Below are 23,555 nucleotides of genomic sequence, written 5' to 3'. Positions count from 1 at the left end.
TCAAACTAGCTCCTTCCCTATTTCCCTGATTTTTTCGGCTATGATGGACCCCATTTCACTGGTCCCGATCAGCTTGCTGCCTGGCAAACCAATGTCCGTTGTCGCGTATTTTTCATTTAACACGCGTTTGACCGCTTCCTCAATGGCCCAGCTTTCTTGTTCCAAACGGAAAGCGAAGCGCAGCATCATGGCTCCGGACAAAATTGATCCGATCGGATTGGCCAGATTTTTATGGGCGATGTCGTGGTCTTTGTTGTGAATTTGGTTAGGGGTGAACAATCCTTTACCTTGGCGGTTGAGTTCCGCTGATGGAAGTAAATGCGGCGCTCCCGCCAAGGCGGAAATTTCATCCGAAAGGATGTCCCCAAACATACTCGACGTTAGTATCACATCGTAATTATGTGGGCTTGTAATGACTTGCGCAGCGGCATCGTCGATGTATTGATGCGCTAAAGCAACATCCTGGTACTCCGCACCAGCTTCTTGAACAACCTCGCGCCATAATTTCGAACTTTCCAGAATTACCGCTTTGTCCAAGCTGGTGACCTTCTTCCGGCGTTGCCGGGCAAATTCAAATGCGAAGCAAGCGTTCCCTCTGATGATTTGTTCGTTGTAATATTCCTCATCATAGGCCTCTCTGCCGTGCTCCCCGGCTCCCCGGTATTTCTTGGACATGATCATGCCCCCGGCCAAATCGCGAATCATCAGAATATCAAAGCCTTCGCCAATGATATTATTTTTTAAAGGACTTAAATCGGCTAACGATTTATAAACGGAAATGGGCCGCAGGTTTGTGGTAAGCCCTAGATTTTTCCGCAGCAGGGACAGGACATAGCTGGGACGCTTTTGTTGCGGTAATTCCGGATAATGGTCGAGCCACAGGCTGCCCAATAAAATGGCATCGCTTTCCAGACATTGCCTTAAGCTTTTGTCAGGAAGTGGTTCGCCGTATTGTTCAACGGCCTCGGTCCCGGCATCGCATATTTCAAAACGAAACGTATGATGAAATACGCCCCCGACCTCATTCATCACCTTGATCGTCTGGTCGACAATTTCTTTGCCGATCCCGTCTCCATAAATAACTGAGATGTTATATGCCATCTACGCTTCTCATCATCCTTTCAAAAATTCGGCCGAATTTCATGGAATTTAAGTACAACGTTTTAGTATAACGTTGTACTAATTGACACGCTCATTTTATATCAATAAAATTAATAAATCAATAACATGTTCTACTTTTCACAATTGTTCACATTTGTAATGGATTTGGTATGATTATTTTAAGAATACATGTCAATTATTTGTGTTGGATTGGGGAACTTACGATGGTTACGATGAAAGATGTCGCTAAATTAGCGGAGGTGTCGGTGTCGACGGTTTCCATTGTCGTCAACGGCAAAGCGAAGGAACGGAATATTCCCTTAAAGACCTATAATAAAGTCATCAAAGCCATGGACGATTTGGGGTACCAACCGAATGTCAGCGCCAGGCGTTTACGCAATTTGGATCAGGCCAAGCCGATCATTGCGTTATATTGGACTTTAGACGCCCGGACAAATATGCTGGCGGCGTTGCTGGCGGGGATTCAGTCCGAAATCGAGAAGAAACAGTTTGATTGCGAGCTTGTTATACGCATTTATACGAATGACCAGATCGCCAAAGATGCGAAGGAGATCGAGAACAACAGCTATAACGGAGTTATTATAGGCGCAACATCCGAATCGGATTTGGCCTATTTGGAGTCATTATCGCCCCGCATGCCGGTTGTGCTGATTAATCGTAATTCCCAAAAGTATTCGACGGTCTATGTTGATTCCGGCGAAGTTGCGGCAGAGGCGGTTTCTTTGCTTACGAAACAGTCGATTGAACGAATCGGTGTCGTGTCGGTGGAAAGTCCTTATGTTGCTTCCAGCCAGCGTATTGTTGCTTTTCTTGAAGCGTGCAAGCAGCAGTGTATTTCGGTTGATCCACGGGACATCATTACGGTGCCGAATTCGCTGGCCGGGGGAGTTGCGGCGGCGGACAAATATCTTCGATTACCGGCCAGACCCGGGGCTCTATTTTGTGAATCGGATACCGTCGTTTTGGGAATAATCCATCAATTTAACCGTTTGAAGATTGGCATTCCGGAGGAAGTTGCCATTATATCCATCGGGATGACCGGACCGGAAGCGACCCAATATTCTACGCCGCCCATCACGACCATAGATATTCCATCCGAGAAAATAGCCGCTGCAGCCATCTCGATCATAAAAGAGTCGCTGTCCAAGAAAAAATTGCATGAGCGTCTGTTGCCGGTTCATCGAAAAATAGCTCCCGCCACTTATGTTCGGGCATCATTTCCGGCGGGGTAAAATGGCGTCGGATCGTATTTTGCATGGGCGGAGGGACTTTCTTCGTGAATTGTTCGGCTCATTTAAATAACGCCGCCGCTCGAAAGAGCGGCTTTTTTTGTGCCCTTGTCACAAATAGCCTATCTACATTTGTTATATAAGTGAACAGATTAAGGATCAGGGAGGAACAACAATGAACAAAATTCACAAAATACTCGGCTCTGTTGCACTGGCCGCCATGCTGGTGAGCGGTCTGCCGGACGCTTCTGCCCATGCGGCCTCGGCTGTGACTATCCAGAACGTGGATCAAGCTTTAATCGAAGCTGCGCAGAACAAGCTGAAAGAGATCACGGGGAATACCTACTCGTTCTCGAAAGCCGAAGCATTCGGAAACGATGTGGCGTTTGAGATCGAGGGGAATTCATACAGTCAAGTGATCGTAGATGCTGAGGGAACCGTTAATATCATCTCGGCCCAATTCAAATACAAGGACCTGCAAAACGCAAAGTTTAAGAAAGAACTGAAAGATGCATGGAAAAAGGCATTCCCGAAAAACAACGAGGAGCTTGACATAGTTATCGTTAACTACACGGATTCAGAGGGGCTGAAAGTGAATACAGGAAACGATGACGGGACCGTTTATCTAACAAACGGAAAGCTGGTATACAGCACCGTAGACGTTAAAGACAAGGATGTTCCTCAACCGGCCAAGGCGGCGGCGGACGCAGCTCTTGCCAAAATCGGCGGGCTAAAAAAGAAAGCCCGCAGCGTGAGCGGGATGACGATGAAACCGAATCAAAAGCCGATTTATAATTTGGCCTACACGACAGACAAGGGGAACGTATGGATTGACGTCGAGCAAGGAACCAACCGAATTATGACCGTCAACGCGATAGCACTGTCTGATCAACTTCACAGAGTAAACACCAAAGATAGGGAGGCTATCGAAAACAAGATCAAAAGCTATACTGTGGATCAATTGCTGAAAACAGCCACTAAGCAGGCCAAATCCATCATGAGCCTGAATCTGTCGGGATATACCGCCGAAAAAGTCGAAGGTAATGAAGATACCGTGATGTTTACTAAAAAGGGTGCCCCCCAGGTACAAGGGAAATTTAATTCAAAAGGTCAATTTTATTATTTCGAAGTGATGTAAAAACTGTGAACAAGCCTTCTCAGTCGGCCAAGACAACCGCCGGGGAAGGCTTGTTTTATCGGAAAGCGAGTCAGTGTTATGCAGGGCGCCTTCCCTACTTCAAGTTGCTGAAAGGTTCGACTTCAATTTGATCCGCAACAAATTCGTTTTTGGCAGGATCGATCTTGTAGGTGATATGGACATCACATACGTACACCGCCACTCCGATGCTTGCGCCCAAGGTGGAGGTGAGCTTTTGATTCTCCACGTTATAATAAACTACGCCGCCGAACCCAAGCCGATCTTGATCTAAATCAGGGTATGGGGACTCGTAACGGAATTCGTGTTCTTTTCCCATGGCTTTCACTTGAATGTCCAAAATATCATCATGGTTCGTAATATGCGTTTCGATATGGTTGGCGACGGTTTCCTCATAACTTGGCACTTTGATTTCCGAAAGATCGCCGCTGTTCAGCACATGGATTTCATCAAGGCTTAAACCAGTACCTTTTCCTATACTATAGATGATAACCGCCTCTTTCTTACCATCTCCCGTCACATCGGCATAAAAAACCTGAGGTTCATAGAGCGTAGGGAAGCTCCAGTCGAACTCTTTTTTCACGCCATTGACTTCCACAGTTAGGCCCTCATAGGAAGAATCAGTGGCTTTCACAGGTTTAAGCTTCACTTCTTTGTTTTCCGAAGACCAGGTTGGGCCTTCTTCAGCCTCTTGTGTTGGCTCCGTTACCGCTGTAGCTTGCTCGGGATTGGCCGTACCCTGGTTCGTCCCTTGCTCCTGCTGCGTGAATGCCTGATTGCCGGTAGGCTCGTTTGGTGTCTGTGAAGCTGCTTCCGGCTTATCCGAACTACATCCCGCAAGCAAAACAGCCCCCAACAACAGCCATGCGCCAAGTTCTTTTTTCAACGTTATGTACTCCTTTCAGCTTGTCTAGCAAAAATGATACCAGAGAAAATAAGCGGGTTATTTACATAAAAACAACAAAACTTTACAAAAAAGTTAAGTTCATGCGAACAAGCCTGTTTGGTCTGTTTATTTTCCGGCCTTCCTGCTTAACCTAACGGGGAAGTAACATTCAGGCCAAAACCCTAAATGGAGGGAACCAAAATGACAAACAATCAGGCGGCGCATCAAGAGGCCGTTGAAACGGTCCGGGAATTGATCAAAGGGATCGAGATGGCGATGCTTACCACCGTAACGAAGGAAGGATTAGTGTCACGTCCGATGAAAACGCAGGAAGTTGAGTTCGACGGCGACCTCTGGTTCCTAACCAAAGAGGATACGGACAAGTATCGTCAACTTCAGGAAAATCCCGAAGTGAATGTGGCCTATGTGGGAAAATCCTACGTATCGATTCGCGGAAAAGGAGAGCTGGTCGAGGATCGGGCGAAAATCAAAGAGTTCTGGAACCCGGCCTATGGCAAGCTGCTAAATACCACAAGCGATGATCCGCAGCTTGTTTTGATTAAGGTTCGGGCCGAAGCGGCCGAATATTGGGAGACCGGCAACTGGACCAAAATGATGAAGCGGATGTTCTCGCAGCTTACCGGTGCCCATTCCGAGACGGAAGTGAACAAGACGGTGACTTTGGTCTAAACCCGGTAAAGTTTGGGGAGCACTAAGTCAGCCTGAAAAAATTAAACCAAAGGCGCAGCCATCCTGGCCGCGCCTTTGGTTATTTTATCGCAATAAGTTACTTCGCCGGAATCACAATTTTTTGTCCGATATGGAGCAGATGCGGATTGGCCAGTTTGTTGTACTTGGCTAGAACCTGCCAGGTTGTGCCGTGTTCAATCGCGATGCGGTACAGGTTGTCACCTTTTTTCACCTTATAGACGATATTTTGGGAGGCCGCCGGCTTAGACGACGGCGCCTTCGCCGGTTCCGTTGCCGGTTTAGCCTCGGCCTCCGGCTCCGGCGTTGTGGTTGGCTCTTCTGCCGGAGCGGGCTGCTCCGGTGTCGTTGCCGGCGTTTCCGCCGGATCGGCTTGCGGCGCCGCTGGCGATGCCGGCTGCGAAACCGGTTCGGAAGCAGGGCTGGCGGAGGCCTTTTCGGCATTCACGCTCAGCTTGAATTTAGCATAGCCGTCTTCCGTATTTTTCAGGTACGTCAAAACGTTTTGCTTCGCGGCCAATGCGGCGCTAGCGGTCAGGGCGTCTTTGGCTTCCGGCGAAGTGGCGAACGTTACGTTGGCGCTGCCAAACGGAGCGAGCGACCAGTTGCCGTCCGCACTCGGATTGATCTTTTCGTTTTTGCGGATGTAGTCGATAATGACCTGCCGGTTTTCGTCCGGCGAAGCCAGGATAATCCGCTTGCCGTCCGGGTTGGCGAATTTGTTCGACGAGGCGCGGTAGTTGTTGCTGGCGACGACGAATTTTTGCTCCGGATCGATCGGTTTGCCTTGGTAGCTGAGATTGACGATGCGGCTGGATTTTTCGTTCAGCAATCCGCCCTTGGCGTCGTATTTGGCCGGCTGCGTGACGTCGATTTGGTAAGTCACCCCGTCAATCACGTCGAAGTTGTACGTCGGGAAATCGTAGTTGACCAATTCTTGCTCCTCCGTTTTGGACGGATCGATCTGGTTGAATTGTCCCGCCGACCATTCCAGCCATTCCTTCAGCTCGGCACCCGTCACCAACACGGCGTTTACCGTATTGGAGTACAAGTACAGATCGGCGACGTTTTTGATCGCGATGCTGCCGGCCGGAATGTCCGTGTAGTAGTTGGCGCCTTGGCGTCCGCCCGCTTTGAAAGGAGCCGCCGCCGAAATGATCGGAATGCCTTCGTATTCCGTTCCTTGCAGATGCTGCTCCACGTACCATTTTTGCGCGTTGTTTACGATTTGGATCGACGGATCGTCCTGAATCAGGGCGAACCAGCTGTTGATCGGCGCCGTCGTCGTGCCGACCGGACCGCGTACGTAGTTCAGCGTGTTTCCATGATCCTCGGCGACCGCGTCCCAGATTTTCTGGTCGGCTTCGACGAGAGGTTTTTTGTTGGCGGTGTCGTAAATCGGCTTCACGGAAGCGGCGGAATCCTTGACCGTCCACTTGCCGTCCGTTTGCTCCAGCGTCAGGTCGATGATCCCCAGGTGGTTGCCCCAGTAACCCGGTTCGACGGCGGGAACACCGTTGATCGTGCCTTTTTTCAGGTCAACACCCGTTTTGCCTTCGAAGGAAGCGTCCGGGAACACTTTATGCGCATGGCCGAACAGGATCGCGTCGATCCCTTTCACCTTGCTGAGGTACAGCACCGAGTTTTCCATCAGCGGTGTTTGCGGAATGTCCTCGAAGCCGGAGTGCGGCACCGCGATGATGATGTCGGCGCCTTCCGCTTTCAATTGCGGCACGAACTTCTCGGCCGTTTCCACGATATCTTTGGTGATGACTTTGCCTTCCAAATTAGCCTTGTCCCAAGACATAATTTGCGGAGGCACGAAACCGATCACCCCGACCTTGAGCGTGTGCTTCGCTCCGCTGTTGTCAGTCACTTCTTTGTCCAAAATGATGTACGGCTTAAACGCGTTTTTGTCGTTTGCGGGATCCCCGTCTTTGTCGTCTATGTAAATATTCGCGTTCACATAGGGGAAGTTGGAGCCTTTTAACGAGGTATTCAGAAAATCCAGCCCATAGTTGAACTCGTGGTTGCCCAAGTTGCCCGCATCGTAATCCAGCAGATTCATCGCTTTATAAACCGGGTGCGTTTCGCCTTCCTGCAGCTTCTCCACCGTGGCCACGTAATCGCCCAGCGGGTTGCCTTGAATCAGGTCGCCGTTGTCGATAAGCACGCTGTTTTTGGCTTCTTCACGAGCTTGCTTGATGAGCGTCGCCGTTTTCGCCAGGCCGTACTCATCGGTAGGTTTGTCCGCAAAATAGTCATAGTTGACGATATTCACGTGCAAATCGGTGGTTTCCAGAATGCGGAGCTCCACGGTGGCCCCGGCACTGTCGGCCGCAAAGGCCGGGAAAGGCATGGCCGCAAGGCTGGCGGTCAGGATCGCTGACATCAGGATGAGCTTTGGACTTCGGTGCTTGATCAATTTTATTCCTCCCTCTTTTTTTGGCCCAACCTAGTAATCGGCGCTTGACAGCCTGCTGCTGGGGCACGAAGAACCGCCGGCCTTGAAAATAGCGGAATTTTATGCGCTTATTATCCGAAGCCGGGGATGTTCAGTCCCATTAGCGGAATTTTTTGTCCTTATTTTCCTAAGACTGGTCTGGGACGCGGACATTTCCTTGTGATTTGCTAAAATAGGGACATAATTTTCCTCTATTTCTCTCACGTGGACTGATATCGCCGGAATAACGACATTTATTGTCCTTATATTTTTTTTGGAGGTTCTCATAATTGGTTGGTCAAGCGCCGTTTTTGGTTTTGAGCCTTTTTTGGTACTTCCGAGCAAACGTAAAAACTAAGTAAACTTATGAAATTGTTTTTATTTTAAGGGATGGGGTGGGAAAAGTCATGGTTTTTTTGGACTGATGATAGGGAGATGTCAGTTATTTTTCTCTTTAACCAGCCGATTCATACACCTTGTCTCCAGACCGCACGTTTGACGAACGGCGCATTCCGTAATAAGTTGGAAGTAAGACGATGATAGGAGCGCCGAACATGAATGAAGAGCTGATAAAAATGATTCTTGCTTCCCGGGAGGAGCGGAATTGGGAGCAGTTCCATAATCCGAAAGACTTGGCGATCTCTCTAAGCCTGGAGGCATCCGAGCTGCTGGAGAGCTTTCAATCGAAAACCTCCGCGGAAGCCGTTTTGTACAAAAAAACGGATATCGCGGACGAACTGGCCGACGTACTGGTCTGCGCGGTTTATTTGGCTGATGCCCTGGACCTCGACATCGAAGATATTATTCGCAGCAAAATGCGCAAAAACGCAGCCAAATATCCGGTGGACAAGGCCTATGGGAAGAGGGAGAAGTATACGGAGCTGTAGAAGTACAGGCAATTAAAAAAACAGCGGCTATGGACTTGAGCATCCATAGCCGCTTGGCTTTATCGCTGCTATTCCGCTGATGTTGTTGTTTGTTCCGCGTTTCCGCCCGGGCCTGGCCCGCTCATTTCCCCGGGCCCGCCAGCCGGACTTACTGCAATTTTAAGCGCATCTGTTGAATTTTCCGCCAGCGTATACTGGATCATGGACCCTTCCTGCAGCTCGGACAAGGAAATTTCGCTTTCCACCATCTGATTGACCGAAAAAATGACGGAAACCAGCTTCGTATCGGACGTTACCGTAATCACAGCCGTTTCCCCGCTCGCATTATCGGGGGCTGTTTCTTTCGCCGGCGGCTCAAGTTGCTCTCCGCTAGACGCTACTGCCCCTTGGGGTGGAGCGGAGGCGACATATACCGTAATCTGCTCGCCGCTGATGCTTTTGATCTTGCCCATCGTTCCGCCGCCGGATTGAGCGGGATTCCCTGGCCCTTGAGGTGTTCCGGTGGAACCTGTTTTGGCCGCTGATTGCGACGATTGATCGCTGTTCGCAGCCCCTTGATTTGCATTGGCCGCCTGCGAGGAGGTTTTATCCCCTTGTTTACCGTTTGCAGGCGAACCACCCTCGCCGCGAGCAGGCTGGCCCCCCTCTGGCGGTTGTCCATCTGCCGGAGGTTGTCGCCCTGCCGGAGGTTGTCCGCCCGCTGGCGCTCCGCCGTTGGGCCGCTGCCCGTCGACAGGCTTTCCGCCAGCATTTTGCGAGGGCTCAGCAGGGCTCTTTTCCTGGACATCGGGGGCTTCCGTATTTTTAGTATTTTCCTTACCCGTGGCGGGTTCGGTTCCCTCCGGCAAGAAGGCGGCCATCACCTCAATCCTGGTCGCTTCCGTCGTCCCTTCTTTTAAATGAATGGAGACAACATCCCCAACTTTAAGATCATCCAGGGTTAATTCGCTTACTGCAACGCCATTATCCGTTCCCGGGCTACCGCTGGTCATGGAATTTCCAGCTTTGGCGGTGCTCTCCGCGTTACCAGAACTCACTACGTCCTCGGTACTCCCCGCGATCTTGGAACCCTCTACGTCCCCGGCATCCGCTTTACCTGCCGCGGCAATGATGATCGTATCCTCCGTTAACGTCACCTCAATCGTGTCTTCGGTAGAACCGCCTTCAGACGAAGCTGCTTCTGTCGAAGATGTCTCTGCTGGACCTGCTTTTGTTAAATCTGTCTCTGTTAAACCTGTCTCTGTTAAACCTGTCTCGGTCGAAGCCTGTTCGCCTTCAGCATCCAAAGCCCTATACACCGTAATCGTCTGCCCTTCAATGCTTTTGATCTTGCCGACAAACTCGCTGGCCTGCTGTTCTTCCTGCACCACATTTGCTACGCCGAGCTCCGGCTCATCATTGCCCTGGCAGCCCGCAAGCAAGGCTGAAGCCAAGGCCAAACTTCCCGTTATGTACGCCGTTTTGCCTATCCTATTCATTATGTACTGCCTCCTGTAAACATGAATATATTGGAAATTTAGCACAGCAAACTGAAAATACGTTTAATGCCGGCTGAAAAGTAACCAAATGAAGGGTTAGCAAGAGGCGGTACAGGCGATAATGATTTTAGTGAATCTCTCATTCTAATAATCTCGCAGGGATACGGGAGGAACGGAAATGAAATTAGCGGAGCTAATCATCGAAAACTTTCGAGGGATCGGTCCGAAGGGCGTAAAGGTCAAAATCGATAATATTATTGTACTTATAGGCAAAAATAACGTCGGTAAAACCACTGTACTATCCGCCTATGAGGCTTTTGCGTCGACAGGTGCACCCTTGAAACTGAAAGATTTTTACAACGAAGATATTAATAATAAACCCATCATTACCGGGATTTTTGTGGATGTTGAAGAAGGGGAATTAGCCCAAAAGTGGATCCATGAAGACGAGGAATCCGGGTATAAAAATTGCATCAAAGCGCAATATCGCTGGTCCTCGCCTGATGTGGGCGGTGAGAAATTTTCCTTTAATCCCGCGACCGGTGAATTCGAAAAAGGGGGCATGGGCGGTTTTGACAGTATTCTGACGAGCAAGATCCCAACTCCGTTAAAAATATCTCCACTCGATGATCCCTCAGAATTGGAGAAAAAAATCCTCGAAATCCTCATTGATGCCATTAAACAAAACACCAAAAGGGATAACACGAAGGTTCAGCAGCTTTTAGCCGATATTAAGAAATTAGCGGAGGACGTCCAAACGGAAATTTCTGAGGAATTGAACAGCTCATGCGCTATGGTTTCCACAGAAATCATGAAGGTATTCCCGGAAGCAAGCATCATCCAGATTGACCCGCAGGCCAGCAAAATCGAACCGGACAAGCTGATCGGCAGCGGCAGCTTTATCCGGTTGGGCAGCAGTGAACAGCATTTAGCGCCGCTTTCCAATCACGGTACGGGTCTGCAGAGAACTTTTCTGTGGTCGGCATTAAAGATGCTCGCGGAAACCGGCAGACACCAAGTCAAAAAGAAGCCGGTCGGCGTAGGCACGAAAAAAATTTTACTATTGGAGGAACCGGAGGCTTTTCTGCACCCCTCGGCGATTCGAAGTGCCATGGAATCACTCTATACGATTGCTGAGCATTCCGATTGGCAGATGATGATCTCCACACATTCACCTGTTTTTATCGATCTGACGAAAGACCATACAACCATCATTAGAATTGAAAAAGATCATGGCGCTAACCACACGGTGAATACTTTTTCTACGGGTGATGCCAAGTTTACAGCCGATGATAAAGAAAACTTAAAAATGCTGAATTTCTGCAACCCATATTTCAACGAGTTTTTCTTTGCAAATCATAACTTGCTGGTCGAAGGGGAAACCGAAGTCACGGTTGTAAAATCCCTCATGCAAACCGGAAAAATCGCACAGGACTCGGTTCACGTCATCAATTGTTTGGGCAAGGCGAATATCGTGACTGTGTCAAAAATACTTAATCATTTTAAAGTAAACTACAGTATTCTTCATGATGCGGATAGCCCGAAAATCAAAAGAAACGGCAAGTACATCATAAATTCTATGTGGACGATGAACCAAAAAATGATGAGAGAAGTTGAGGCAGGGCGAGCGAATGGCCTTAACATCAAATCCTTTGTATCCATACCGAATTTTGAAGCCGAGTATTTAGAGGGAAAGGCCGACGGTTTAAAACCGTATAATGCATGGAGGATTTTCACTGAGGAAGAAAATGAGGCTGCCCAAAAATTTATTACCATCATAAACAGAATCATTGGAAAAGAACACAATTGCAATTTAGAATACGCAAATCTATTTGAATTAACGAAGAAAGTGAGCGGATTTATTGCGCAAAAAGGGTTAAGTCATGATCCGCTTTGGAAAATTAGGGATGAGGATATTACGGTGGTGAATGAGTAGTATTATAGTTGAAAACTTAAAAGGCCGCTCAATGAGCGGCCAGTCTATTATGTATTGAATCAGGACATGGGCAATTTACCAGATACACGGAGTGCAACGCGGATCGTTTCCAGTACGGCACACGTATCCCGTATGGAGAAATTAGACATCCTTTCATGACTCGTTTTTTGCGGGTTTGGCTGGTCATGTTGGTGAAAGTGCTTTGTCGCTGGCCAATATTGTTCCGGATGATAGGTATCATAGTGGAACTTCCAACAGGCATCCGGATTATCCGGGTTGTACTGCCAATCATATTCAAAACCAATCACTTTAGGGGCTTCGCCCCTACGATCTTGTATGTACTCAGAGGCGTGCAAGGTACCTCCGCTATATTTGATACGGATCGTTTTCCGGATTTGGGGGTATCGGCTAGCCCCTTCTTTGTTCCCGTCAAGAATCGAGCCATCTATAATATCATCAAACTCGTAACTGACGTAATCCCAATCGGTGGGAACAATGGGAGGCCTCGGTACGTGTTTTTCGACATATTCGCTGTATCTGCTCATTAAAGTTCTTTAAGCCTAGCCAAGTAAAAGCGCCAACGGGAAGCATCGCTTTCCTGTTCGCTTGTCAGATTTTCAAAATCAAAAGCTTCATCAAAGGCTTTCCCACCGTATTTTTGTTGAAGAAGTCCGATCTCACTGATTAGCATTGCTTTTTCGTCTTCGTCCGCGAACGAACCACTTTTTTGGTGTTTGCATCTTTCTACAACAAGTTCAAGAGGCTCCACACTTCCGTCACGGTGCTTGAATGGTGTGAAATGCGGAATTCGCGCATGTCTGCGAGGCTGGCGTTTGTATCCAATAAACCGGCCTTCATCAATCCAGTTATTGATCGCGGTTACGGAGACATTAAAAATCTCGGCAAGTTGAGTAGTGCGATAGGTAATACCTCCCTTGTGGGCGGCAGACGCGATTTCATTAAAATCTACATACTCAATTAACGATTCCATAACGGTTTCAACTTCCGCTTCCGGATTTGTTGCATGGGTAATGATGGCGTAATCTCTCATTAGGTGGATTAAGTTTTTAAGTGAGCCGGCGTCAATAGTGATCAGTTCCTGATCGGATTTAGCAGCAATCTCCCTGACAAGCTCCCGTGCCTGCTTTCGGAGTTCTATGGTTGTCATGAGCCACACCCCTTTGCTCATCGTGTCTATACCTCCCATCATAGCAAACTAAAAGTTGAATTACAACTAAACTGCAAGTTAAACTACAACCAGTATATGTTCTATTTTATCCGATATGAGTTTGGCGTAAACACTAAATAAATATTTACAAACCGACGGTCTGTATTATAATAAACTTATAAAATTTAAATGGTTACATGGAGGGGCGGCTTTGAAACAGGAGGAACGCAGACAACAGACAACAAGACGGCTGATTGACGCAACTAAGGCATTAATTGAGGAAAAAGGCTGCTATTCGATTACGATGCAGGACATCATGGACAGATCCGGTTTGTCCAAAGGGGCGATTTTCCATTATGTCAAAAGCAGAGACGAAATCTTTGTTTGGCTTTTACAAGAAGTTCTTGAAGAAACCAACGAACGTTTCATGAATGAGGTTGAGTACGGCCACCGGAATTTCGACGACCCGATGGAGAAAATCAAGGAGAGTATTATTGAGTATGAAAGTCCAAATAGCATTACAAACAAAGTGCTGCTGTATTTACTCGGCAAGGAGGAAGACCCCTTAGTCGCGGAAGCGTTGAAGGAGTATTACGATCGGTCCGTATATTTATCCAAGGTATGGATTGAAACGGGGCAGAAGCACGGAGTCATTCCTGAAACCGTGGATGCGGCAAAAACAGCGGAAATGTTCACCCTGATGACGCTCGGTTTCCGCATCCGCTCAAGCATTCCGAATGCACTGGCGATTCTTAAAGCACAAGATTTAACGGCGTTGATGACGGATATTTTAAATCCCCGCAGAGAACAGGAATAGAAGGGGTGATCTGAGCCACGGGTACTCTCAAAACCGAAAATAATGGAGGTCATACGATGGAACCCCTTATTGTTCTTGTTGTCGTCACGCTTGTCATTCTCGCTCTGGGAGCCGCTGGAGTAAAACGTCTCCGCTCTTGGCCTGTTGCCCTTCGAAGCGGAGTTGCGGCTATGTTTGTGTTGACCGGCACGGTGCATTTTGTTTGGAGGCGGGAAGAGCTTATTAGTATGGTGCCGTCCATCTTGCCCTATCCCGGTCTAATCGTGACGATCACCGGTCTGCTGGAGTTGGCAGGGGCTATAGGTTTGCTGTGGCGGCCCACGGCCCCTTGGGCAGCTGCTGGACTCTCGCTTCTACTCATCTGCATGTTCCCGGCAAATGTCCACTATGCCCTTTCAGGGCTTGCGACGAAACCGGAAGATGCGCTGATTCCCCGCACCCTGATGCAAATCGTCTTCCTGTCAGCGACCCTTGCAATTATAATATGTTACTTCCGTCACCGATCTGGGCGGCGAACATAAAGTGAGATTCGGGAGGCTATAGCTTATGCCCGTAAAAATATTTTTCCCCGGCCTTCCAATCTCCTCTGGAGAGCTCTCTAACATAATCGATAAAGTCCTTGTAGTTCTGCTCGGTGATCACGGTGTGATACTCCCCAGGCACTTTTCGTCCGGACCAAATTGACAATAATGACGGAATAAGCTGCATTTCGAGTTGTTGTTGCCCGTTGGCGGCGATCAGCACTCGTTCGATTAATTTTTTCGTCAAATTTCCGGGAAAAGCCAACTCCTGATTAAAATAATATTTCCCCGTATCGCGTGCGTAACAGTATTTCCAGTAATAATGCCCGATCTCTTCAATCGAAGCGCCCAAGCCCATTGGTTCTTCATACTCAATAAACGCATCGATGGCCTCTCTAAGAACCATGGAAGTTTCGGACACCTCACCCCAATCCTCAAGCAGGGCCAACAAGTAAGGAACGGCCTCAAGCGAAAGCGAAGTAACCGCAGCCGATGCGAAGGTATGAACCATATCCGCCGGGACACTTGCCAGAAACCGCAGATGATCGGGATCCCTTAAATCTTCATGGGTGGCGATGGAGCAGAACACTCGAATGCACAGGTTTAATACAGCCCGATCTTCGGTATGATTCATTAACTGAATCAGCAGAGGCTTTTGCGAAAAATCCCCTAACTTGAACAATTCGATAAGGTGAAGCAAAACTTCTTGCTCAGTGGATGCGCGTACTGCACAGGTGTCCACCGGTATCTCCCCGTACCAAATGCTATTCATGAGGTTCTGAAAGTTTGTCATGGTTCACAGCCTTTGTCGATTCACGCAGTGGTACGTTGGAGGGACGAGGTCTGCGTGTAAAAACATAGTGATATAATGAAAAGGGAATCGGACGCATCCGATTCCCTTAGGTGTAGTCCGAAGACATTCACCGCTATTCTCTCTATATATTATACAATTAGAGCATACATGATGCAATTATTTTAAGTGCTAATAAATGATTTTAATAAATTTAGCTTATTTCTGGTATCAGTGTGGAAAATTTGATTGTAAATGCTTATTGGAACCAGGGTTCGAAAGTTGTTAATCAAGATCTAGAATTTATTTACAACTTTGTTTAATTCTGTATTGGTAACATGAAAGTTCTTAAGGAGATAAATAACAAGGATAAGATAATCAATAATAGTATGGAAATTTATGTTGGTAATTTGAGTGTCCAGTCGTAGACAAGCTAACAAAGACCCATTTGGATTGCTACTCTTGAATCTTGTATCAAATACGACATCATTATGTGCAATTGAATTTCTTAAGTCCTTTATAATATAGATAATGCTTTCAGTTAGTTTTCCGTTGGCATCACAAGACTGGTTCAAATTTAGTGATGTCGAGATGTTCTTCTTAATATTGATATTCGAGCAAGAAACAAAATTTCCAAATTCCCCGAGACTAATAACTTCGAATATAGCCCAAATAGGAACTGATTCGTCTTTATGATAAAAATGTTGAACAACCTGTCTGTTGTTTGTGTAATCACGTGTTAAAATATTATAAATTTTTTCTCGCAGCCCTAGCCTTTTTTTCAATGCTTTCTTATATTCATCAGATCCAGTTGCGAAAGTTTTATAATAAGTTAAACATTTATCGAATATTTCATTAAAGTTTTCAGTATTTGAGTGCTGTAAGGTTACTTCAAGAACATAATTTTTTAGTGCCGTTTCAATGAACATTATGTGAGGGTAAAAAATTGACTTCAAGTCTAGGTCAAAAGAATTAATCGCTAAAACTTGGTTGAAATCTGTATATGCAATTTTAAGTGAGGGTGTATTGAAAAACGATAACCTTTGTAACCATGATAGTAGCCGATATTTTTCAGTCTTCTTTTTTGGTGACCACCAGAAATTGCAATGTTGTGTCTGTCATTAAGGTATTTCATAAGTGAATCTATATTTTTAATTTTCGACATGATTCAACCCCCCCCTCACATCCAGATTATACCACAAAGTTCCAGTAAAATGAGGGGGCGAGTTTCGCTTGCGTAGTATTATATGTGCTTGAGCCGTACCACAAGTGAAGCAACTTCACTTACAGAAGCTTAGTTTTTCATCTCCATCCCCCAAATTACATCCCTAGTGATCTTCGTAATCAACGCGATCTCTTCCGCATTTCTACCACTTACCAACTTCAAATGTTCATCGAGCAAACGCTGCTTGTCCAATGCTTCTTCCGACTGAACTAGCTCCCCTGCCGGTACGTCTAAAGCCAAAGCGATTTTTTCCAATGTTTCCAAAGAAATATTGCGATCTCCACGCTCCACGCTGCCTATGTAACTGTTATGAAGCGAAGCAGCTTCGGCTAGTTGCTCCTGTGTCCAATTCTTCTTTCTTCTACATTCGCGTATTCGTTTTCCAACAATTTTTGGTAAACTCATGGATTTCCACCTCTTCTTTTAGTTTTGGTAAGGTACATATATAATTATAGTATGTATTTAAGCGCTTGAATAGTACTTATAAGTATAAAAAATAAATGAGAAGAAAATAATTGCCGTTAAACAGGCTCAAAACCGAGATCAGTGCTTGACAAAATAAATTATGACTTTGGCTCTGAGGTGGCTGTCTATAGCGTTCGTGTCTTGGTATCCCTGCATGCTGCCTTGCACGATTATCCCTTTTGTTCTGGGGGGAGAGGTGGGGGCTAATCACGGTCCTTTCATTTTTTCCGATGTCTTGCCCCATTCCTCCGTCAGGTCTGCTTCACTTCTCCTAAACCTCCTTCTCCCAAACCTATTTTCTTTTCCTGAATTTATCTTCCTCTCTGCTTCCGGATCAAACGAGATAATCGTGCAAAGCGTCCGGGCAGCGGATATTGATCTGCCGACCAACCCGCCAGCCTTCCTTGTCCTCAAGCTTTCAACGCCCTTCCGATTTTTCTTGCCACGATCGGTTACCGGCTTGACTGTCAAACGCTGATTATTAGGTTGAGCCGTTAAACATGCTTTGTTTTCTTCTTGGCGTCGTGGGGGATTTGGATGGGTTAAGTGGTTGAGCGATTGGTTGGACATGAATATTATAAAATGCAGCCCGACGCTGATCTTACGGCTCCGCAAACTAGGAGAGAGGGGCTAAGCGTTACGTTAACCGGTCTATTGGAGATATTTCGCTTCTCTTGACGGTTTTCTCACGATATTTTTGCTGAGGAAGTTCGATCTGACTAAATATAATTAGTTTTGATTCTTCACAATCAATATTAATATTGAAGCAATTATCCATCTCCGTCTTCAATAAATTCATTATTCTCACAGATAGCTCAACCACCACCTTCTCTGTTTTATGCAGTAATTCATCTACCTCTTTACATTCCATAATTTCAATATCTATCTCTTGATCACTAATTAAAGCGTCCAGTGTGTTAACAAAAACCATAGTATCCAACTCGAGACTAGGATTTAAATCTATTGGTGGTGTGATCTTGATTAACATAATTTCCGTATCGCTGAGATTCTTACAATTTTCACAAATATAAAAAGCTCGAATCATTGAAGCTAATGCCCAGTTGCAAAGAATAAGAGTTGTTTTGAACTGACCGTGATTTCGCATCAAATGAGCTAAATTCATGTGGTGTAAGGAGAGGTGCAAACAATCGGTAATAAGAGTATTTTTATTTACCATACATATACCTCCTGATACAAAAGAGTTTTATACAATGGAATAATACTTATAAATATCAAAAATATCAATGATATTCTATGATTGATGTTTGCCTCCCGGAAACTTGACTACACTTCTACATAGAGAGGTGAATCTCGTGAAAGACAAAAAGGTATTAAAGCTCGTAGGAGCTAGAGTTCGTGTGCTGAGAAAGGAAAAGGGGTTATCCCAGGAAGCTCTAGGAGAGAAGGGCGGCTTTCATTTTTCATATATAGGGCAAGTTGAACGTGGAGAGAAAAACGTAGCACTTGTGAATTTGGCCAAAATTGCAGAGGCTCTGGAAGTTAATTTGATTCAGTTGTTTGCTTACGTTGAAGAGGAAATGAAAGTAACTCCTTTGGATTGTTCTATCCAAGAGATTATGGACATGCTTCGAGAGGCTAATGAAGAGAAAGTGAAGCTGGCTAAGAATGTTTTAAAGGAGATTTTAAAGACGGATACCTCATCATAAAACAGGTGTTCATTTTACATCCTAACAATTAAAAAAACTCGCCTTTTCTTGTGTAAAGATAAAGAGGTGGGTTTTATTTTATATAAAGAATAAGTCCGATCAATTTGACGAATCTCCCGTTCCGTAATAAGTTGGGAGTAGGAAGATTCAACCATGGGCCAAAGCATGGCCACACCAAGAATGACAAGAGGCGGGCCCTGTACCAAGGGGGTGGACCGTCTCTTTTTTGCATAGGGCAGGTACGGCTCAAACTCTATTACAGAATGATAGGAGCACAAACATGAATGAAGAGCTGATTAAGATGCTGCTCGCTTTTCGGGAGGAGCGGAACTGGGGGCAATTCCACAATCCGAAGGATTTGGCGATCTCGCTAAGCTTGGAGGCTTCCGAGCTGTTGGAGAATTTTCAGTGGAAATCGTCCGAAGAGGCGGTTTTACATAAAAAGCAGGAAATCGCCGACGAGCTGGCCGACGTGCTGATCTACGCCGTGTATTTGGCTGATGCGCTAGACCTTAAGATCGAGGACGTGATCCGGGACAAAATGCGGAGAAACGCCGCCAAATATCCAGTGGACAAGGCCTTCGGCAAAATGACCAAATATACCGAGCTATAGGAGTGCAGGCAGCATGATTATTTATAGCAGCAACGCGTTGAAATTTCGGGAGTCGGTGGACCGCAACCAGATCACTGTGGAAATTGAGCAAGCTTTTATCAATAAGATGGGAATGAGACCAAGCCCGGGCGAAAAAAGAGCCTGGAACAACTCCATGCAGTTTATGGAACGAGTCATCCGTAATTCCAACATTGCCGACGATTGCGGCGTCATGATCGAATACAACATCCCGGCGACCAGCAAGCGCATCGATTTTATCGTGGCGGGTCAGGACACGGAGGGGCGGGATAACTTCGTGATCGTGGAACTGAAGCAGTGGGACGAAGCTCGGGCGACAGACCGGGAGGATGTGGTCGTGGCTTACATCAACGGCCGACAGCGCGAGATCCCGCATCCGTCCTACCAAGCATGGTCTTACCGCCAGTTTCTGGACGATATGAATGAAGCGATTCACAGCAGTGAGCTTAAGGGTTATTCCTGTGCTTATTTACATAACTACCGCGTGCCGGAGCCCGATCCGCTAAAGAGCGAACGCTATCAAAACATCATCCGGGAAGCGCCCTTATTTATGGCGGACGATACGGCGAAGCTTCAGGAGTTTTTACATCAACACGTCGGCAAAGGAAACGGCATTAATTTGCTTTACTTAATTGAGAACGGGAAAATCCGCCCCTCCAAAAAGCTGATCGACCATGTGGACGGGCTGTTCAAAGGGAACGCCGAATTTATTTTGCTGGACGAACAGAAAGTCGCTTATGAGACGATCATCAGTTTGGCCAAAGACATGAGCCGGAAAAAAACGATCGTTATCAAAGGCGGGCCGGGTACCGGCAAATCCGTCATTTCCATGAACGCGCTGGGCGGCTTGCTGAAGCAAAAGCTGAACGCCAAGTTTGTCGCCCCCAACGCCTCCTTTAGAACGGTCATGGTGGAGACGCTGGCGAAGCAGCAGCCGAAGAACAAAGCGCGGGTTCGCAATTTGTTTGCGGGATCAGGTCAATTTGTCGATACCCCGGAAAATTTCTTTGACGTCCTCGTCGTCGATGAGGCCCACCGCCTGAAAGGAAAAGGGGCTTACCAGTACCGCGGCGTCAATCAGATTGAGGATATTATCAAGGCCTCGAAGGTCAACGTCTTTTTCATCGATGAGTTCCAGCGGATTCGGCCGGACGACATCGGCACTGTGGCTGAAATCGAGCGAATCGCCAACGCTTACGGCTCCGAGATTCACGAATACACCTTATCGGCCCAGTTCCGCTGTTCGGGAGCTGAAGGCTTCATCAACTGGATCGACCACGTGCTGCAAATCCGCCCTACGGCCAACTTTAACGGCTGGGACCGGGAATCTTTTGAGTTCAAACTTTTCGATACGCCTAATGCGGTCTATGAAGAGATCAAAGCGAAGGTAGACGCTGGGCATAAAGCACGGATGCTTGCCGGATTCGCCTGGGATTGGACCAAAGACACCGAAGGCAACCGCAACGGCGAAATCGCGGACGTCACCATCCCGGAACACGGCTTCCAAATGCCTTGGAACGGTCGCTCCATCTCCAGCACCTGGGCCATCCACGAGGCCGGCGTCGAGCAAATCGGCTGCGTCCATACCTCGCAAGGCCTGGAATTCGACTACGTCGGCGTCATCATTGGCAACGATCTGAAATACGACCCGACGACGATGGAGCTCTACGCCGATTACAACGAATACAAAGACACCATGGGCAAAAGAGGCCTGAAAAACAACAACGCCCAGCTCACCAAGCTGATCAAAAATATCTACAAAGTGCTGATTTCCCGAGGGATGAAGGGGTGTTATTTGTACTGCCGGAACCCGGAGTTGAGGGAGTATTTGGCGGGGCAGTTGGGGATTACAACATAGAAAATGAAGTATTACAGGTAGTGAGGATTATTCGATGTGAACCGTACAACGAGTTGACCAACACATTAGTTTTAAGTCGTCCTACAAATTGGCTTAAAACTAATGTGTTAACGTATGTGCCCATTATACGGTGAGGAATCAAATTTCCCCGGAAAAGACTATTTAAACGCCTTCACAACCTCCTGATTTACCCGCCGCAAAATCTCAATCTGCTCCTCCGACAATCCTTCAGTACTTGCAATAAATTGATCAATGGCTTCCCAACGAGCTGTTTCAACTTTACTTTGTTCGACGCTTAAGTAGGCAACTTCATGGAGCGAAACGTTTAAGGCAGTAAGCACCTTTTCTAAATTATCTATGGAGAAATTCCGTTCTCCACGTTCGATTGCTCCGATATATCTATAATCCAGGCCGGATATATCCGCTAAATTTTGCTGGGTGAGGCCTTTTGCATTTCGGATTGCTCTGATTCGGTTCCCTAGAAAATTGCGCAATTCTGCCATTTCATCACCTCAGTATAAGCTTAGGTGACCGGGCAAATATTATGCAGGGCAGTAAATTTAGTTTTTTATATACAAAATACTATGTATATGTAGTATAATGGAGTCGAAAGTGGGCATATGTGGGTGCAAGTAGTTTCTGAAATGAATCTTACCGTAGGTTTTCTGCCATTAAAGGAGGTTTACCTATGAAACCTGCAACCACGGTCAGACAAGAATTGGAGGATTTTCTGAGACATAGAGGGTTAACGCTCCACCAATTTTCGGAAATTTCCGGGATTAACGTGGGGACGATCAGTTCGATGTTAAGCGGGTATCGCCAAATCTCCATTCATAATCTGGATCTGATCACTGTGGGAATGGGGCGGGAGGAAGGCAGCCTTTACGAGGTCTATTTGGAGGACTGTTTGCTTAATATGCCTCTGGATTGGCGGCGTTTGGGGCCATTTTTGCGGCGATGTGCGGAATTGGGGAAACTTAATTGCATAGAACGGCTTATTCAGGCGGTCGCAGATAATTTGACGTATGTACCGTTGCTGTTTGAGACGGCGGAGCAGTTTTTTCTGGAGGGAAAAAGAGAGGCTGCGGCACTGCTGTATGACTGTGTCGCCGAGTCCGAAAGGTATCAGCACTCCGAACGTTTGGCGCTCAGCCGCTATCGGCTGTTTACAATCGGCCTCGGCGACAATCAAGAGGAAAATATGCGTGCGGCCATACAGTTTGAACCTTATGTTGAACGCTTGGATGAAGCGGATCAGTTGGATGCATTAAAAGATCTGGCGGATGTGTATGCTTCTCTTCATCAGTGGGATCGTGTTAACGGCTTGGCGGAAAAGTTGGGGCAGAAAGCAACTCTGGCACTTCGTTCTAAGCGTTTCCGCAAGATAAAACCTGAGGGCAGGGGAGGCAAGAAAGCGTCTAGGCCGCCGCTTTTTTACTTTCTTTATACTTATTTGTTAAACGCGAATGTTTGTGACGCTCGTCAAGAGTATGAACAGGCTTTGGGATATGTAAGACGGTATGCTAATTATGAGGTGCGTAGTGGTGAGGAATTAAGCGAACAAGACCGGCAGATTGCCGAGCAGTTTCGGGATTGGGGAAAAGCGAATACTTATTTATACCGTTTGATGTCCGGTGAGGTTGAGGTGCTGGCGAATTACGCGGAATGCGTTGCTGCCAAGGAGCATGAGATTATTCCGGCGATGTACCGGATTTTGCAGGCGGCTAACCGATACCAGTTGAATGTGGATGATCTTCTGGAGCGTTTCAGACCGCATTTTGCGCTAAAAGAACGTCTCTACCGTTTTGGCAAATACAATGCGCAGATTGTGGCAGATCACTATGTCCGTTTCTTAACAGAGTTTGCTTTTTACGATTTACATAGGCAGCGGCATGATTTGGGCATCCGAAATTTATTGCAAAGTTTGGAGCTTGCCATAAGATTTAACCATGAATCCATGCTTTTTCGTTGCGTGCAGTTATTCGAGCAATTCCGCCATGTGGCTTCCCAGGAAAGTCAGGATCAATATAAAAATCTAATTTGTGAGGTGAAAAGAAATGAGAAGAAAAGTGTTGCCGTTTATTATGTTTAGCTTTCTGCTTGGTGCTGTGGGGCATTTGGACAGTGGGATGGTACAAGTTCTGATTCACGGGTTAGGGGGCTAGTTAGGAGGGGGGGGTGAAGGGTCCCATTTTTGGGGCTCTTTTTCTTTAATAAATAAAAAGCCCCGATGTAATCTACACCAGAGCAAATAAATGTGCTAAAGAATCCTTAGCTTCCGCCCATCATGAATTGAATAACCCCTACTATAGTCAACAGTAGAAAAATACCCAAAATAATCGCAACTAAAATAAGGACTCCCTTCTGTATTTTACGTGAGGAATTCCGAGATTGGCTTAGTTGCTGTTCAACATCATGTAATCGCTGTTTAAGCTCATGAATATCTTCTTTAACCTCCTCATGCTTGCTTTCATTGGGCAGGTTTGAATTCATCACAACCTCCTGTGGGAATATTTAGTATTAGTTCCTTATTTACATCATAAGAATTTCTCGCCGGAAGTGCAATGT

Annotated in this window: 23 protein-coding genes; 11 read left to right on the top strand and 12 right to left on the bottom strand. The window is 46.7% G+C overall.

The window, feature by feature from the left end:
* Nucleotides 1-1,101: a 3-isopropylmalate dehydrogenase gene (gene leuB / locus ACLD72_RS14720; RefSeq protein ID WP_410995354.1), complete on the bottom strand. Its 1,101-nt coding sequence runs from the start codon at nt 1,099-1,101 to the stop codon at nt 1-3.
* A gap of 224 nt (nt 1,102-1,325) precedes the next feature.
* Between leuB and ACLD72_RS14715 the strand changes: the two genes are divergently transcribed.
* Entirely contained in the window at nt 1,326-2,354 is a 1,029-nt protein-coding gene (locus ACLD72_RS14715; RefSeq protein WP_410995355.1) for a substrate-binding domain-containing protein, read from the top strand.
* A gap of 172 nt (nt 2,355-2,526) precedes the next feature.
* Complete coding sequence (locus ACLD72_RS14710; RefSeq protein ID WP_410995356.1) at nt 2,527-3,489, top strand: hypothetical protein; 963 nt, start codon at nt 2,527-2,529, stop codon at nt 3,487-3,489.
* A gap of 94 nt (nt 3,490-3,583) precedes the next feature.
* On the opposite strand, the gene ACLD72_RS14705 is transcribed toward ACLD72_RS14710, so the two are convergent.
* Nucleotides 3,584-4,393 carry a hypothetical protein gene (locus ACLD72_RS14705; RefSeq protein WP_410995357.1) on the bottom strand — a complete coding sequence of 270 codons (810 nt, stop codon included), beginning with the start codon at nt 4,391-4,393 and terminating at the stop codon, nt 3,584-3,586.
* Nucleotides 4,394-4,594: 201 nt separating this feature from the next.
* On the opposite strand from ACLD72_RS14705, the gene ACLD72_RS14700 reads away from it, so the two are divergent.
* Nucleotides 4,595-5,083 carry a pyridoxamine 5'-phosphate oxidase family protein gene (locus tag ACLD72_RS14700; protein WP_410995359.1) on the top strand — a complete coding sequence of 163 codons (489 nt, stop codon included), beginning with the start codon at nt 4,595-4,597 and terminating at the stop codon, nt 5,081-5,083.
* A gap of 97 nt (nt 5,084-5,180) precedes the next feature.
* Here the strand turns inward: ACLD72_RS14700 and ACLD72_RS14695 are convergent, their stop codons facing one another.
* Complete coding sequence (locus tag ACLD72_RS14695; protein ID WP_410995672.1) at nt 5,181-7,493, bottom strand: bifunctional 2',3'-cyclic-nucleotide 2'-phosphodiesterase/3'-nucleotidase; 2,313 nt, start codon at nt 7,491-7,493, stop codon at nt 5,181-5,183.
* Nucleotides 7,494-8,098: 605 nt separating this feature from the next.
* On the opposite strand from ACLD72_RS14695, the gene ACLD72_RS14690 reads away from it, so the two are divergent.
* Nucleotides 8,099-8,431, top strand: a complete 333-nt coding sequence (locus ACLD72_RS14690; protein ID WP_410995361.1) for a nucleotide pyrophosphohydrolase — start codon at nt 8,099-8,101, stop codon at nt 8,429-8,431.
* Nucleotides 8,432-8,499: 68 nt separating this feature from the next.
* Here ACLD72_RS14690 and ACLD72_RS14685 read toward each other — a convergent pair whose 3' ends face one another.
* Nucleotides 8,500-9,909, bottom strand: coding sequence for a hypothetical protein (locus tag ACLD72_RS14685; protein WP_410995363.1), 1,410 nt, complete (start codon nt 9,907-9,909; stop codon nt 8,500-8,502).
* Between the two features lie 178 nt (nt 9,910-10,087).
* On the opposite strand from ACLD72_RS14685, the gene ACLD72_RS14680 reads away from it, so the two are divergent.
* The gene (locus ACLD72_RS14680; protein ID WP_410995364.1) at nt 10,088-11,845 is read left to right on the top strand and encodes an ATP-dependent nuclease; all 1,758 of its coding nucleotides are present in this window, start codon (nt 10,088-10,090) and stop codon (nt 11,843-11,845) included.
* 544 nt (nt 11,846-12,389) lie between these two features.
* Here the strand turns inward: ACLD72_RS14680 and ACLD72_RS14675 are convergent.
* A complete protein-coding gene (locus ACLD72_RS14675) occupies nt 12,390-13,034 on the bottom strand; it encodes a hypothetical protein (protein WP_410995365.1) in 645 nt (214 codons plus the stop codon).
* A gap of 190 nt (nt 13,035-13,224) precedes the next feature.
* On the opposite strand from ACLD72_RS14675, the gene ACLD72_RS14670 reads away from it, so the two are divergent.
* Together ACLD72_RS14670 and ACLD72_RS14665 are read left to right on the top strand one after the other, a co-directional pair.
* Entirely contained in the window at nt 13,225-13,830 is a 606-nt protein-coding gene (locus ACLD72_RS14670; RefSeq protein ID WP_410995367.1) for a TetR/AcrR family transcriptional regulator, read from the top strand.
* Nucleotides 13,831-13,886: 56 nt separating this feature from the next.
* Nucleotides 13,887-14,351 carry a DoxX family protein gene (locus tag ACLD72_RS14665; protein WP_410995369.1) on the top strand — a complete coding sequence of 155 codons (465 nt, stop codon included), beginning with the start codon at nt 13,887-13,889 and terminating at the stop codon, nt 14,349-14,351.
* 16 nt (nt 14,352-14,367) lie between these two features.
* On the opposite strand, the gene imm47 is transcribed toward ACLD72_RS14665, so the two are convergent.
* From imm47 to ACLD72_RS14640, 5 genes are all read right to left on the bottom strand, one after another.
* The gene (imm47, locus tag ACLD72_RS14660; RefSeq protein WP_410995371.1) at nt 14,368-15,144 is read right to left on the bottom strand and encodes an Imm47 family immunity protein; all 777 of its coding nucleotides are present in this window, start codon (nt 15,142-15,144) and stop codon (nt 14,368-14,370) included.
* Nucleotides 15,145-15,437: 293 nt separating this feature from the next.
* A complete protein-coding gene (locus ACLD72_RS14655) occupies nt 15,438-16,151 on the bottom strand; it encodes an Abi family protein (RefSeq protein WP_458475839.1) in 714 nt (237 codons plus the stop codon).
* 284 nt (nt 16,152-16,435) lie between these two features.
* Nucleotides 16,436-16,771, bottom strand: a complete 336-nt coding sequence (locus tag ACLD72_RS14650) for a helix-turn-helix domain-containing protein (RefSeq protein WP_410995374.1) — start codon at nt 16,769-16,771, stop codon at nt 16,436-16,438.
* Between the two features lie 267 nt (nt 16,772-17,038).
* Complete coding sequence (locus ACLD72_RS14645) at nt 17,039-17,401, bottom strand: hypothetical protein (RefSeq protein ID WP_458475833.1); 363 nt, start codon at nt 17,399-17,401, stop codon at nt 17,039-17,041.
* A gap of 67 nt (nt 17,402-17,468) precedes the next feature.
* Nucleotides 17,469-18,008: a hypothetical protein gene (locus ACLD72_RS14640; protein ID WP_410995375.1), complete on the bottom strand. Its 540-nt coding sequence runs from the start codon at nt 18,006-18,008 to the stop codon at nt 17,469-17,471.
* Between the two features lie 136 nt (nt 18,009-18,144).
* On the opposite strand from ACLD72_RS14640, the gene ACLD72_RS14635 reads away from it, so the two are divergent.
* The 3 genes from ACLD72_RS14635 to ACLD72_RS14625 all read left to right on the top strand — a co-directional run bounded on the left by ACLD72_RS14635 (nt 18,145) and on the right by ACLD72_RS14625 (nt 20,987).
* The gene (locus ACLD72_RS14635) at nt 18,145-18,498 is read left to right on the top strand and encodes a helix-turn-helix domain-containing protein (protein ID WP_410995376.1); all 354 of its coding nucleotides are present in this window, start codon (nt 18,145-18,147) and stop codon (nt 18,496-18,498) included.
* 280 nt (nt 18,499-18,778) lie between these two features.
* Nucleotides 18,779-19,111: a nucleotide pyrophosphohydrolase gene (locus ACLD72_RS14630; protein ID WP_410995377.1), complete on the top strand. Its 333-nt coding sequence runs from the start codon at nt 18,779-18,781 to the stop codon at nt 19,109-19,111.
* A 13-nt stretch (nt 19,112-19,124) separates the two neighbouring features.
* Nucleotides 19,125-20,987 carry a DNA/RNA helicase domain-containing protein gene (locus ACLD72_RS14625; protein WP_410995378.1) on the top strand — a complete coding sequence of 621 codons (1,863 nt, stop codon included), beginning with the start codon at nt 19,125-19,127 and terminating at the stop codon, nt 20,985-20,987.
* 158 nt (nt 20,988-21,145) lie between these two features.
* Here the strand turns inward: ACLD72_RS14625 and ACLD72_RS14620 are convergent, their stop codons facing one another.
* Nucleotides 21,146-21,490, bottom strand: a complete 345-nt coding sequence (locus tag ACLD72_RS14620) for a helix-turn-helix domain-containing protein (protein ID WP_410995379.1) — start codon at nt 21,488-21,490, stop codon at nt 21,146-21,148.
* 185 nt (nt 21,491-21,675) lie between these two features.
* Here ACLD72_RS14620 and ACLD72_RS14615 point away from each other — a divergent pair, with 185 nt between their 5' ends.
* Nucleotides 21,676-23,079 carry a helix-turn-helix domain-containing protein gene (locus ACLD72_RS14615; protein ID WP_410995380.1) on the top strand — a complete coding sequence of 468 codons (1,404 nt, stop codon included), beginning with the start codon at nt 21,676-21,678 and terminating at the stop codon, nt 23,077-23,079.
* 179 nt (nt 23,080-23,258) lie between these two features.
* Here the strand turns inward: ACLD72_RS14615 and ACLD72_RS14610 are convergent, their stop codons facing one another.
* Entirely contained in the window at nt 23,259-23,480 is a 222-nt protein-coding gene (locus ACLD72_RS14610) for a hypothetical protein (RefSeq protein WP_410995381.1), read from the bottom strand.
* Nucleotides 23,481-23,555: the final 75 nt, after the last annotated feature.

Source organism: Paenibacillus lacisediminis, assembly GCF_046567315.2.
The sequence above is the reverse complement of the archived record's forward strand: the minus strand, read 5'-3'. Positions and strand labels throughout refer to the sequence as shown.

Coding starts and splice junctions, on each gene's coding strand:
- ACLD72_RS14650 (WP_410995374.1), bottom strand. CDS start 16,771: ATGAGTTTACCAAAAATTGTTGGAAAACGAATACGCGAATGTAGAAGA.
- imm47 (WP_410995371.1), bottom strand. CDS start 15,144: ATGACAAACTTTCAGAACCTCATGAATAGCATTTGGTACGGGGAGATA.
- ACLD72_RS14610 (WP_410995381.1), bottom strand. CDS start 23,480: ATGAATTCAAACCTGCCCAATGAAAGCAAGCATGAGGAGGTTAAAGAA.
- ACLD72_RS14700 (WP_410995359.1), top strand. CDS start 4,595: ATGACAAACAATCAGGCGGCGCATCAAGAGGCCGTTGAAACGGTCCGG.
- ACLD72_RS14645 (WP_458475833.1), bottom strand. CDS start 17,401: ATGTCCAACCAATCGCTCAACCACTTAACCCATCCAAATCCCCCACGA.
- leuB (WP_410995354.1), bottom strand. CDS start 1,101: ATGGCATATAACATCTCAGTTATTTATGGAGACGGGATCGGCAAAGAA.
- ACLD72_RS14665 (WP_410995369.1), top strand. CDS start 13,887: ATGGAACCCCTTATTGTTCTTGTTGTCGTCACGCTTGTCATTCTCGCT.
- ACLD72_RS14640 (WP_410995375.1), bottom strand. CDS start 18,008: ATGGTAAATAAAAATACTCTTATTACCGATTGTTTGCACCTCTCCTTA.
- ACLD72_RS14625 (WP_410995378.1), top strand. CDS start 19,125: ATGATTATTTATAGCAGCAACGCGTTGAAATTTCGGGAGTCGGTGGAC.
- ACLD72_RS14695 (WP_410995672.1), bottom strand. CDS start 7,493: ATGTCAGCGATCCTGACCGCCAGCCTTGCGGCCATGCCTTTCCCGGCC.
- ACLD72_RS14615 (WP_410995380.1), top strand. CDS start 21,676: ATGAAACCTGCAACCACGGTCAGACAAGAATTGGAGGATTTTCTGAGA.
- ACLD72_RS14710 (WP_410995356.1), top strand. CDS start 2,527: ATGAACAAAATTCACAAAATACTCGGCTCTGTTGCACTGGCCGCCATG.
- ACLD72_RS14675 (WP_410995365.1), bottom strand. CDS start 13,034: ATGAGCAAAGGGGTGTGGCTCATGACAACCATAGAACTCCGAAAGCAG.
- ACLD72_RS14690 (WP_410995361.1), top strand. CDS start 8,099: ATGAATGAAGAGCTGATAAAAATGATTCTTGCTTCCCGGGAGGAGCGG.
- ACLD72_RS14620 (WP_410995379.1), bottom strand. CDS start 21,490: ATGGCAGAATTGCGCAATTTTCTAGGGAACCGAATCAGAGCAATCCGA.
- ACLD72_RS14715 (WP_410995355.1), top strand. CDS start 1,326: ATGGTTACGATGAAAGATGTCGCTAAATTAGCGGAGGTGTCGGTGTCG.
- ACLD72_RS14630 (WP_410995377.1), top strand. CDS start 18,779: ATGAATGAAGAGCTGATTAAGATGCTGCTCGCTTTTCGGGAGGAGCGG.
- ACLD72_RS14680 (WP_410995364.1), top strand. CDS start 10,088: ATGAAATTAGCGGAGCTAATCATCGAAAACTTTCGAGGGATCGGTCCG.
- ACLD72_RS14685 (WP_410995363.1), bottom strand. CDS start 9,909: ATGAATAGGATAGGCAAAACGGCGTACATAACGGGAAGTTTGGCCTTG.